The 11,648-nt window shown below is 69.2% G+C and carries 10 protein-coding genes; 6 read left to right on the top strand and 4 right to left on the bottom strand.

The features are described from left to right. Window positions 1-12: 12 nt before the first annotated feature. Both QZV72_RS09780 and QZV72_RS09775 read right to left on the bottom strand, forming a co-directional pair. Window positions 13-1,092 carry an HtaA protein gene (locus QZV72_RS09780; protein WP_297007954.1) on the bottom strand — a complete coding sequence of 360 codons (1,080 nt, stop codon included), beginning with the start codon at window positions 1,090-1,092 and terminating at the stop codon, window positions 13-15. Between the two features lie 42 nt (window positions 1,093-1,134). Then, on the bottom strand, window positions 1,135-1,962 hold the full coding sequence (locus QZV72_RS09775; protein ID WP_297007952.1) for an aldo/keto reductase: 828 nt from the start codon (window positions 1,960-1,962) through the stop codon (window positions 1,135-1,137). Between the two features lie 232 nt (window positions 1,963-2,194). Here QZV72_RS09775 and QZV72_RS09770 point away from each other — a divergent pair, with 232 nt between their 5' ends. Genes QZV72_RS09770 through QZV72_RS09745 form a run of 6 tightly spaced genes read left to right on the top strand, consistent with a single transcriptional unit; the run spans window position 2,195 to window position 9,144 of the window. Continuing rightward, window positions 2,195-5,326 (top strand): DUF4040 family protein, encoded by a 3,132-nt coding sequence (locus tag QZV72_RS09770; RefSeq protein WP_297007950.1) that lies wholly within the window; start codon window positions 2,195-2,197, stop codon window positions 5,324-5,326. After that, the gene (locus tag QZV72_RS09765; RefSeq protein WP_297007947.1) at window positions 5,323-5,748 is read left to right on the top strand and encodes a cation:proton antiporter subunit C; all 426 of its coding nucleotides are present in this window, start codon (window positions 5,323-5,325) and stop codon (window positions 5,746-5,748) included. Before QZV72_RS09770 ends, QZV72_RS09765 begins: the two co-directional genes overlap by 4 nt. Continuing rightward, window positions 5,748-7,385: a monovalent cation/H+ antiporter subunit D family protein gene (locus QZV72_RS09760; protein WP_297007944.1), complete on the top strand. Its 1,638-nt coding sequence runs from the start codon at window positions 5,748-5,750 to the stop codon at window positions 7,383-7,385. Before QZV72_RS09765 ends, QZV72_RS09760 begins: the two co-directional genes overlap by 1 nt. After that, window positions 7,385-8,452, top strand: coding sequence for a Na+/H+ antiporter subunit E (locus QZV72_RS09755; RefSeq protein ID WP_297007942.1), 1,068 nt, complete (start codon window positions 7,385-7,387; stop codon window positions 8,450-8,452). The genes QZV72_RS09760 and QZV72_RS09755 overlap by 1 nt, the downstream gene beginning before the upstream one ends. Continuing rightward, window positions 8,449-8,727 (top strand): monovalent cation/H+ antiporter complex subunit F, encoded by a 279-nt coding sequence (locus tag QZV72_RS09750; protein ID WP_297007939.1) that lies wholly within the window; start codon window positions 8,449-8,451, stop codon window positions 8,725-8,727. Before QZV72_RS09755 ends, QZV72_RS09750 begins: the two co-directional genes overlap by 4 nt. Before the next feature lie 6 nt (window positions 8,728-8,733). After that, window positions 8,734-9,144: a Na+/H+ antiporter subunit G gene (locus QZV72_RS09745; protein WP_297007936.1), complete on the top strand. Its 411-nt coding sequence runs from the start codon at window positions 8,734-8,736 to the stop codon at window positions 9,142-9,144. A gap of 115 nt (window positions 9,145-9,259) precedes the next feature. Here QZV72_RS09745 and glnA read toward each other — a convergent pair whose 3' ends face one another. After that, entirely contained in the window at window positions 9,260-10,726 is a 1,467-nt protein-coding gene (glnA, locus tag QZV72_RS09740) for a type I glutamate--ammonia ligase (RefSeq protein WP_297007933.1), read from the bottom strand. Between the two features lie 30 nt (window positions 10,727-10,756). Next, a partial coding sequence (locus QZV72_RS09735; RefSeq protein WP_297007930.1) for a tyramine oxidase subunit B occupies window positions 10,757-11,648 on the bottom strand: 892 nt, incomplete at its 5' end.

Here is an 11,648-nt window from a genome sequence, read left to right as displayed (position 1 = left end):
GCGTCCTTGTGACTACTCCCCGGGTGCACTGTTCCCCGCTGCCAGGGTCACGTCACCCAGCTCCACCTGCCCCAGGACCAGCACCGTGCGCCCGTCCCGTTCGACGAGGGTACCCAGCTCGCGGCGGGTAACCGCGTCATCGGAGGAATTGTAGCCGTCGGAGAGCTCGGCGGTGAGCACCCTGGTGCCGTCCGCCCGGGTGACCACCCACGGGTCCTTGACCACCACATCGGCCAGAGAGAACTTCGCCGTCGCATGGACGGTGCCGCGGTACCGGACGGCACCGGCAACGGCACCGTCCAGAGAGAAGGCGATCCGGTCACCGTCAAGCAGGGACGCCCCGTCACGTGGGGTGAGCTTGCCCCCTGCGACGTCCGCGACAGAGGCCGGCAGGCCGGCGTCCAGCACGAGGTCCGGGGAGCTCGCGGTCGGGGCGTCGGCACCCGGCGCGGTGGAGAACCGCAGCGGCACGAAGATCTCCTCGGCGGCGTTGACCGAGCCCGCGGCGGGGTACACGTAGACGCCGAAGTTGTCCCCGGGGGTCTGCGCCGGCGGATCGACGACGATCCTGGCGGTGAAGCTGCCGTCGGGCTCCATGCGCTGCGACTCCCGCGCGATGGGCGTCCGCATGTCCGGCACTGTCGGCAGGGCGTTGAGTGAGGAGTCCGGCAGCACCCAGGCCAGCTGGTCGTGCGGATGGGTGCGGGCCTCGCCCGGCGCCCCCTCGGACGGACGCCAGTCCGCGCCGAAACCGGAGTACAGCACGTAGACGCCGTTGGGGACGCCCGGCATGACCGGCATGACGAAGCCGCCACGGTTGGCCCGGGGCGAGAAACCCTCACCGTGCACCAGCAGGACGTCGCCGCGGTGCACCACGGTGTCCGCTGTGACGGGTGCGCCGTCCCCGAGGGTCACGGTCACGGTGGGGTCTTCGTTGACCTGCGGGAAGACAGAGTCCGGGACGGTGGGCAGTGCGGCGGACGCGGATGCCGCCACCACGGCGGAGGCGAGGCCGACCGACACGGCGGCCGACAGTCCTGCCGCGAGGGCGGCGACGGGGAGGGAGGGATGGGAGCGGCGGATGAACGTCATACTTTTAGCATACCCTCACCTCACAACGGGTCGGAATACGGCTCAGAACTCCTCGTACACCGCCGGATCCTGGTCGTTCCGCCGTCCGTCGGGACGACCCAGCGCGGTGATCGCCGCCACCTCGTCCGCCGTCAGCTCCAGTTGGAGGGACTCCAGATTCTCCCGCTGCCGGGCCCGGGAGGAGGCCTTCGGGATCGCCACTGCACCGCGCGCCCGGTGCCACGCGAGGATGACCTGCCCGGGGGTGGCGTCATGGGCGGCCGCGGCGGCGACCACCGCGCCGGAGTCCAACGCCGCCCCACGGTTGAGCGGACTCCAGGACTCGGTGATGATCCCGTGGTCGGTGTCCCACGCCAGTGCGTCGGTCTGCGGGAACTCAGGGTGCAGCTCTATCTGGTTGACGACCGGCATTTCGCCGGTCTCCCGCTCGAGGGTCTCCAGATGCCCGGGCAGGAAGTTGCACACGCCGATGTGCTTCACCAGACCCCGGTCCCGGGCCTCGATGAGGGCCCGCCACGCCTCGACGTAGAGCCCCTGGCCGGGGTTGGGCCAGTGGATGAGGTAGAGGTCGACCGGGCCGATGCCGGACCGGCACACACTCTCTTCGACGGTGGCGAGGGCATCTTCCCGGCGCTGGTACCGTCCCGGGAGTTTGCTGGTGTAGACGATCTCTTCCCGGTCGACGGTCCCGGCGGCCAGGGCATCGCGGATGCCGGCGCCGACGGTGCCCTCGTTCTCGTAGTTGTAGGCGGAGTCGATGAGGCGGTAGCCGAGCCCGATCGCGGAGGTGACCGCGGCGCGCCCGGCGTCGCCCCGGAGCCGGTAGGTGCCGAAGCCGATCGACGGCAGCAGTAGTTCGTCGGAAGTCATGGCACCGATGGTAGGACGGCTGTGACCACCGGCGCAGCACCCACCAGCGGGGTGTTCGATGGTCACCGCCCGTGACCTGCAGCGCAAGAGGATGTGTTCGCCTGTTACAGTGGAACCGTCGTCTCCCGCACCTGAAGGTGCACCGCGTTCACGTCCTTGGTCCCGACCTGCGGCTGGCGTCCTGACCCCCGCCCACACCCACAATCCGACACAGTGAGGTGGTCCACCGACCGTGACCCTGACGAGTCTCGTCCTCATCCCCGTCATTCTCACTGCCGCCCTCATCCTCGTCCCCGCCCTGGTCCGGCTTCTCGACCGGGACGCGGGCTGGCCGCTCGCCGGCCTGTTCACCGCTTTGGCCGTCTGGATCGTCGCCGACCCCGGTCTGGCCCGTGGCGTCCTCGACGGACACGCCGTCTCCTGGTCGACGACCTGGATACCGGACATCCTCCCCGGCGGCGGAGATGTCTCCCTGGCTCTGCGCCTCGACGCGCTGTCCCTTTTCTTCGTACTGCTGGCACTGGTCGTCGGCACCGCGGTCTTCGCCTACTCGACCCGTTACCTGCACCGCACCACCGACCACCACGGTGACGGCGTCATGAGCTTCTACGTGCTCATGACGGCGTTCATGGTCTCGGTCGTGCTGCTTTTCCTCGCGGACGATGTCACGGTCCTCTTCATCGCCTGGGAGCTGGTCTCCCTGGCGTCCTTCTTCCTCATCGCCCGCGCCGGCCGCACCGGCGAGCCCGGCGCGATGCGCACGCTGCTGCTCACCTTCACCGGTGGTCTCAGCCTGCTCGTCGCCCTGGGTGTCGCGGTCGCCGCGACCGGCACCACGAGCCTGTCTGGCATCATCGCCTCCGACGCCTGGGGCGACGATGCCGTGCGCACCGGCATCGTCGCCGCCCTGGTCGCGCTCGCCGGTTTCTCCAAGGCCGCCCAGTTCCCCTTCCACGCCTGGCTTCCGGAGGCGATGGCGGCGATCACCCCGGTCTCCGCGTTCCTCCACGCCGCGGCCGTGGTCAAGGCGGGCATCTACCTGCTGATGCGGTTCTCCGGGGTGTTCCACGACGTCACCGTGTGGAACCTCATGCTCATCATCTCGGGCATGTTCACCGCGGTCTTCGCCGCGGTCTTCGCGATCCAGAAGCCCGACCTGAAGAAGCTCACCGCCTACTCCACGGTCTCACAGCTCGGCTGGATCGTGGCCACCATCGGTGTCGGCACGCCGGCCGCGCTGGCCGCCGCTGTGGTGCACACCGCCGCCCACGCCCTGTTCAAGTCCTCCCTGTTCATGATCATCGGCGTCATCGACCACCAGACCGGAACCCGCGACCTACGGGATCTCGGTGTGCTGTGGCGGAAGATGCCGTGGACCTTCACCGGTGCGGTCGTCGCCGCCGCGTGCATGGCCGGCATTCCGCCGACCCTCGGTTTCGTGTCGAAGGAGGGTATGCTCGCCGCCTTCGAGGACGCCCCGGTCGGCACCGCCGGACAGATCGTCCTGCTCACCGCCGCCGGTGTCGGTGCGGTGGCGACCCTGCTCTACTCCGCGAAGTACGTCCTGGGCGCCTTCGTCGACGGCCGTCCGGTCGATCCGGACAGCCCCGACGGCACCGAGCGGGTCCCCTCGCCCGCGACACTGCCCGACGAGCGGGTCCGGGAGGCATCCCCGGTGTTCTGGCTTCCGGCGGTCCTGCCCGCGCTGGCGAGTGTCCCGGCGGTGTGCGTACTGGCGTTCTGGGACGGCCCGCTCGACGCCGTGGTCTCCGCCACCGGCATGGCGGGTGCCGCGGGGCACCATTCCCACCTGGCCTTCTGGCACGGCTGGACGGTGCCGCTGGGGATCACCGTGGCGGTCATCGCGGTCGGCGTGGCGCTGCTGGCCGTGCGCCGTCCTCTCTTCGCGGCGATGGAGCGCCGCCATCTGCTGCCGTTCACCGGCGCCGGCGTGATCTCACTGACCGTGCAGCTCGCCAACCGGTGGGGACGCGTGGCCAACGTGCCGGGCAACTCGCTGAACCCGAACCGCCACCTCATCTGGATCTTCGCCATGGTGCTGCTGCTCGCCGGCGCCGCATTCCTCGATGAGGAGGGCCTGCACCAGCTCGGCAGTCTGCCTCCGCGGGTGGAGGGCATCGACCGGATCGGCGACCTCGCCGGCCTGGTGATGGTGCTGCTCGTGGTCACCGCGATCATCTCCACCCGGTCGCGGTTCGGTTCGGTGATCCTGGTGGGCGTCGCCGGTGCGGCGGTGTCCTGGATCATGCTGACCCTGGGTGCACCCGATGTGGCACTGACGAACCTCATGGTCGAGTTCGTCGTCACCGTGTTCCTCATGCTCGTCGTCCGGCACCAGCCGCGCCTCTATCTGAGGGAGGGGGAGAACCGGGCGAAGTTCGCCGTGGTCGCCGCCACCGTCGTCGGCCTCGTCGTCTTCGTCGGATCCTGGCTGCTCATCGGCAGGCACGGTCGTCCTGAGCTGGCGATGTGGTACCTGGAGCATGGTCCGGAGGAATCGGGGGCGAACAATGTGGTCGCCTCGATCATCGTGGAGTTCCGTGGCTTCGACACGCTCGGTGAACTGTGCGTCCTCGGTATGGCCGGGATCGTCGTCGCCTCGGTCGTCGGCTCCGTGCCGCGCTCCCCGGTGCCGGGGTACGGGCCCGGATCGACCTCGGAGCTGTTCCGCCGCAAGGGCACCACGAAGTTCCCGGACGTGCACAATGTGCCCGAACTCGCCCCGTTCTACTCCCGTTACCTGCGCAGCACCTACCTGAACTCGGTGCTGGGCCGGATGGTGATGTGGCCGATGGCGGCGGTGCTGGTGATCTACTCCGCGGCGGTGTTCTGGCGCGGGCACCAGTCCCCCGGCGGCGGTTTCCTCGCCGCCCTGGTCCTGGCCCTGGGCATCGTGTTCTGGTACCTGGTGCAGCCGTCGTCCCGACCGGTCGGCGGGAGAAACCTCGGTTTCAGCATCATCGGGTCTGGCATGCTGCTGTCCCTGGGCACCGGTCTGATCGGCTACCTCGCATCCGACAGTTCCGGTTTCCTCACCCCGATCCACGGGCACATCCTGGGCGAACACGTGACGACCTCACTGCTCTTCGACGCCGGCGTGTACCTCGCGGTCATCGGCACGGTGATCGTGGTGGTCAACACGCTCGGCGGACGCAGCCGCCCCGGCGCCGACCCGAACCGCGCCGCCAAGGCCTCCCCGGTGGAGGCCGCCGCCCCGGCGACACTTCCGCCCCTGTCCGCCGTATCGGAGACATTCGGGGGTTCGGCGGTGCCGTTGCACCCGGCGGCGGTCCGACGCGCCAGGGAAGCCGCCGAGAAGGCGGAGAAGGAGAAGGACCAGTGATCATCTCAGCTGTCATCGCGATCCTCATCGCCGGTGGTGTGTACCTGGTCATGCAGCGCGGCATGGTCCGCATCATCATCGGCACCACGCTGATGAGCCACGGGGTGAACATCCTCCTGCTCGCCACCGGTGTCGGCGCGTGGCGTGCCGACCCGCTCGCCGACCGCACGGAGGTGGCGGACGCCGCGGACCCGCTCCCCCAGGCGTTCGTCCTCACCGCCATCGTCATCTCCATGGCCGCCACTGCGGTGATGCTGGCGATGGCCGCCCTGGGACGCGACGACGACACGACCTCCGCGGAGGACACCGACCGCGCCCAGCGGGAGTTCCGTTCCCTGGAGACCCGGGGCCGGGCCGCCCACCACATCGATGAGCAGTCGCCGCAGGCCCGCCGGCGTCGGCTGCGTGAGGAGGAGTACTGATGACCTTCCCCGCGGAGCTCCTCCCGGTCTTCGTCTTCGTCCCGCTGATCGCGGCGGGTATCGCAGTGATCATTCCCTGGTCGGCCGCCCGACGTGCCCTGTCCCTGCTGATACCGGCCGCCGGTCTGACCGGTGGCGCCCTGCTGCTCGCCGCGGTGTCCGGTGCCGGTGAGGGCGGGAACGCCGGAACCGACGTCATCGCCACCGGGATCGGGCACTTCCCCGGTGGCGTCGCCATCCCGCTCGCCGCGGACACCCTCTCCGCGCTGATGATCCTCACGACCTCGGTGGTCGCACTGGCCGCGAACTGGTTCGCCGAGGTCGTCGGCGAGAACCGTGCCAGGTTCTTCCCCGCGATGACGCTCATGCTGCTGGGCGGGGTGTGGGGGGCACTGCTCACCGCGGACCTGTTCAACCTCTTCGTGTTCATCGAGATCATGCTCATGCCGTCCTTCGGGCTGCTGACCATGACGGGCAGCTGGGCTCGGCTCTCGGCCGGCCGGGCGTTCATCCTGGTCAACCTCGTGACCTCGATGTGTCTGCTGGCCGGCGTGGGGCTGGTGTACGGCGTCGTCGGCACCACGAACCTCGCCGCGTTGGCCGGTGCCGCCGGGCCGCGGGCAACCGCGGCCGGCTTCGACACCGGGGTGTTCGGCACCCAGTGGCAGCTGTGGATGGCACTGGGCATGGTGCTGCTGGCACTGTGTGTGAAGTCGGGCTCCACCCCGGTCCACAGTTGGCTGCCGCGCTCCTACGGGGCGACGTCGCCGACGGTGATGGCCCTGTTCTCAGGCCTGCACACCAAGGTCGGCGTGTACGCGGTGCTGCGCGTGTACATGACCGTCTTCGACGGTGACCAGCGGTGGGCGTTGACCATCCTCGCTTTCGCGGTCGCCGGTATGCTCATCGGCGGTTTCGCCGGGCTGGGCGAGACCACCCTGCGCGGGGTGATCGCCTACCAGATGGTCAACGGTATCCCGTTCATCCTCGTGTCCCTGGCGTTCCTCTCCGGAGACGCAGAGCTGATGCTCTCCGCCGGCGTGTTCTACATGCTGCACCACATGGTCAGTGCCGCGGCGATGATCCTGTCGGCCGGCGCGATCGAGGAGACCTACGGGACCGGTCGGCTCCGGCGGTTGTCCGGCCTGATGCGCCGTGACCCGCTGGTCTCCACCGTCTTCGCCGCCGCAGCGCTGTCGTTGGCCGGCCTGCCGCCGTTCTCCGGCCTGTGGGGAAAACTCATGCTGGTCCTGGGGATCAGCGAAGACTCCGGGTGGAAGGTCTGGGTCGGGCTGGCGGCGGTGGTCGTCGCCTCGGTCGGCGCGCTGCTCAGTCTGCTGTACGCGTGGCGGAAGGCGTTCTGGGGCCGACCGATGGACCCGCAGGACATGGATCCCTCCCTGGCGGTCAGTGGCTCGATGACCCTGCCCGCTGCGGCGCTGATGGTGCTGAGCGTGGTCATGTTTCTCGCTGCGGGGCCGGTCTCGGGGTGGACGCGGGACGCGGCCGCCGGTCTCACCGACACGACCGGCTATGTCGGGGCGGTGCTCGGGGATCCCGACGAGGCGGTCGGGGTTGTCCTGCCGACAGATGCGCTCATGACGCCCCACGACGCCTCGGAAGGAGGTGACCGCTGATGGCCCGCCACACCCCCGGTTCGTTGCTCCGGTCGGCGGCCCACGTGGTGTCCTACGGCACCTGGCTGGTCGGTCAGATCATCAGGGAGTCCCTCATCATGGCGAAGGACACCTTCACCACCGGCCGCAACATCGCGCCGGTGATCATCTACTATCCGCTGCGCGTCACCGATGAGCGGGACGTCGCCGCCTTCATCGCGTCAGTCACCATGACGCCGGGCACCCTGGCCCTCGGTGTCACCGGCCCGAAAGAGGTCGACGATGACGCGAAGGCGGGGAAGTTCAACCCGCGGGACATCGGTGCCACCGGGCCGAAGGAGTTCCGGACACACGGTCTGCCGCGGGTACAGCGTTTTCTCGCCGTGCACGCCATGTACGGCGCCGACCCGCAGGAGCTGCTCCACGGGTTGGCCGTGATGGAGGCGAAGATCGCCCCCGAGGTGAAGCAGAAGTCCCCGGAGTTCGACGTCGAGCACCTGGTCGAGCGTGGCGTCCCCGGTCCCCGCGGCTACCGCGGCACCCACGGTGGTCGTGCCAGCGAGGACAGTGTCTTCGCGGTGGAGAAGGTCGATTCCACGCCGCACGCCACCGCCTTCGTCGCCGCGATCATGCGGGCCGAGGACGAGCTCGATGTCGCCGACCTGCCGGACCTGTCGAAGGCGGAGCGGGAGAAGATCGCCCGCGAGCACGCCGAGAAGATGGCCGCCCGGCGCAGGGCCGAACAGAAGAGACGTCGGGAGGCCCGCGCCGCGCTCGCGGCGATGGGTGACGAGGACGCCAGCGTCTACGAACGCGCGGCCGAGGGCATCGCCACCGGCCGTCCCTCCGGTGACACCGACGGCACCACCGACCCCACCGGCACCGGGGACGTCGACGCCTCCGGAACCCCGGACGCCGCCGGTGTCGGGGACGCGAAGAGGAGGCGCAGGCATCCGGGCACCCCGGCGAACTCCTCGCTCATCAGCGCGTTCGAGGCCCGCGCGAAACTGCCGCAGCCCCGGCTTAACCTCAGCAGACGCCGGAACAACCCGAAGAAGCCGGACTCCCCGAAGGAGAAGGACAAGTGACCCCGACCCACCTCCTGTGGATCCTCGCCGGTGCGGCCGCCGTGATCATCGGCGTGTCGATGCTGGTGGTGCTGTGGCGCGCGGTGACCACCCGCAATGACGCCCGCCGCGCCGTGCTCGCCGACATCATCTACGTCACCGTCATCGCCGGTTTCCTGGTGTACGCCCTGTTCCAGCGGTCCTCGATCGTCTACGACGTGGTGCTCATCGCCGGGCTCGGCGGTGCGATCAGCACAATCTCCTTCGCCCGCATCCTGACCCGCGGAAGGCGGTGACCGGTGGTGACCGGATCCCTGACAGTCCTGGCCGCCGAGACCGGCCAGATGCGCGTGTACCAGGACCTGACCTGGTGGGCGGCGGTCGTGGTGGGCGTCCTCGCCCTGGCCGGCGCCCTGTTCATCCTGGTGTCCGCGGTGGCGATGTACCTTGCACCGGACGCGCTGAGCCAGGTGAACATGCTGGGCCCGGCGATGGGCATGGGCCTGCCGCTGCTCATCATCGCCCACCTCGTCTATTCGTGGACGACCACGGGCTTCAACCTCGGGGAGCTGCTGGAGGCGGTGGGGGCGATCGGGGCCCTGCTCATCGTGCAGGCGGTGGGGTCGTATGTGGTGGGTCGCGCCCTGCATGCGACGCACTGGGACCACACGGTGCCGCTGTCCGGCGGCGAGCGGGAGCCGGAGAAGGACTGAGGCCCGCCCCGTCCGCGGCCCCTCCCGAGACCCCGGGTCGGTCCTCCCGGACGCCTCTCCCGGACGCCTCTCCCGGACACCCCCCGGAAGCCCCTCAGTCTCCCGTAGCGCAGACCTAGCAGTCGTAGTACAGCTCGAAGTCCAACGTGGTCGGACGCAGCCGGGCCGGAGTGATCTCATTTCCGACCTTCTCGGCGATGTAGCTGTCGATGAGGTCCGGGGTGAACACGCCGCCCATGGTGAGGAAGTCGTGGTCCTCCTCCAGCGCCGCCAGAGCCTGGTCCAGGGAGGTCGGCGTCGTCGGGATGTGCGTGGCCTCCTCCGGGGGAAGCTCGTAGAGGTCCTTGTCCACCGGTGCGGGCGGCTCGGTGCGGTTGAGGACACCGTCGAGTCCCGCCATCATCACCGCGGCGAAGGCCAGGTACGGGTTGCCCGAAGGGTCCGGGGCGCGGAATTCGATCCGCTTCGCCTCCGGGCTCCTGCCGGTGGCGGGGATGCGGATCGCCGCCGACCGGTTCTCCGCGGAGTAGACCAGGTTTGTCGGGGCCTCGAACCCGGGGACGAGCCGGTGGTAGGAGTTCATCGTCGGGTTCGTGAACGCCAGCACGGCCGGGGCATGCGCGAGGATACCGCCAATGTAGTGCCGTGCCATGTCCGACAGTCCACCGTAGCCGGACTCGTCGTAGAACAGCGGCCGGCCGTCCCGCCACAGGGACTGGTGGATGTGCATCCCGGAACCACCGTCGCCGGCCAGCGGCTTGGGCATGAACGTCGCCGACTTGTTGTTCGCCTTCGCGGTGTTCTTCACCACGTACTTGAAGGTCTGCAACGCGTCCGCGGAGTGCAGCAGGGTACTGAACCGGTAGTTGATCTCCTGCTGACCGCCACTGCCCATCTCATGGTGGGCACGCTCGACCTCGAAGCCGAGGTCGATGAGGTTGTCGGCGATCTCGTTGCGCAGATTCTGCAGGTGGTCGTACGGCGCGGTGGGGAAGTACCCGCGCTTCTGCCGCACCTTGTGCCCGAGGTTGACGGTGCCGTCCGGGTCGGTGGCCGCACCCGTGTTCCACCAGCCCTCCTCAGAGTCGACCTCGTGGAAGGAGCTGTTGGACGCCGAGTCGAAGCGTACCGAGTCGAAGAGATAGAATTCGGCCTCTGCACCGAAGTAGCAGGTGTCCGCCACACCGGTGCTGATGAGGTACTCCTCAGCGTTGCGCGCGACGTTGCGCGGGTCGCGGGTGAAGGCCCGACGGGTGCGGGGATCGTGGACGAAGAACTGGATGTTCAACGTCGTGGACTCCACGAACGGGTCGACGTAGGCGGTCGAGAGGTCCGGGAGCAGCAGCATGTCGGACTTCTCGACACTGGTGAATCCGCTGATCGAGGAGCCGTCGAAGGCCAGCCCCTCGGTCATGGCGTCCTCGTCGAAGGACGCGGCGGGCACTGACAGGTGCTGCTCGGTGCCGGGGACGTCGGTGAACCGGACGTCGATCCAGCGGATACCCCGTTCCCGGATGAAATCGGCGAGCCCCTCGGGGGTCGCGTCCGTGGGGGAGACGGGCAGGTCGGCTGTGGCAGCCATGGAAGAATCGCTCCTTGCGGTGATAGCGTGTCAGCGGAGTTCGGGGGAGTCCCAGAGGTTGAGGGTCGTGCCGATGTCCCCGGCACAGGCCCGGTCGTAGAGGTCACAGGCCCAGGCGACGTCCTCGACGGGCATGCCGCCGATGGAGTAGCAGAAGATCTGGTCGTCGCTGGTGCGTCCCGGGGCTCGGCCGGCGGCGATGTCGCCGATGTTGACGAGCTTCCCGCGCGGCAGCGACCCCTCCTCACACATGTCCCACCAGCGGTTGCCGGGGATGCCGAGCAGTTGCTCGTAGGTGACGCCGGGCCCGTTCTCCTCGTACCACTCCGAGTAGAGACCGGTGTAGTCGACGACGAGGTTGGCCCGGTCGCTGCGGATGAAGTCGTCGTCGAGCCGTGCGGCTGCCGGCATGAGGAGCAGGGCGCCGGGGGTGAGCCATTCGGTGCGGAAGTACGGGAAACCCGACGGGCCGTCGGGTGAGGTGGAGGTGCCCGCGATGAGGATATGGGCGCCTTCGACGGCCTCCCGCTCCGAGTCCACGACACGGACCTCGTCCAGTTGCGGGTGGTGGTCCCGGATCCACTGCGCGGCGCGCTCGGTGGAGCCCGCCGAGCGCCCCTTGATCCTGACGGTGCGGATGCCCGGCCGCTGGCTGATCGCCGCGGAGAGGATGGTGCGGCTCATCACACCCGGGCCGATGATGCCGACGGTGGTGGCGTCCTGCACGGCCAGGTGCTTCACTCCGACACCGGGAACGGCGCCGGTGCGGTAGGCGGACAGCAGGTTGGCGGACATGACGGCCTTCGGCGCCCCGGTGACCGCGTCGTTGAGGATGAACAGGTGGATGGACCGCGGCAGGTCGACCCGTCGGTTGCCGGTGTTCGAGCCGTACCACTTCACACCGGCGGCGCGGAAACGCCCG

The sequence above is a fragment of the uncultured Corynebacterium sp. genome (genome assembly GCF_902782855.1).
GTDB lineage: Bacteria > Actinomycetota > Actinomycetes > Mycobacteriales > Mycobacteriaceae > Corynebacterium.
The sequence above is the reverse complement of the archived record's forward strand: the minus strand, read 5'-3'. Positions and strand labels throughout refer to the sequence as shown.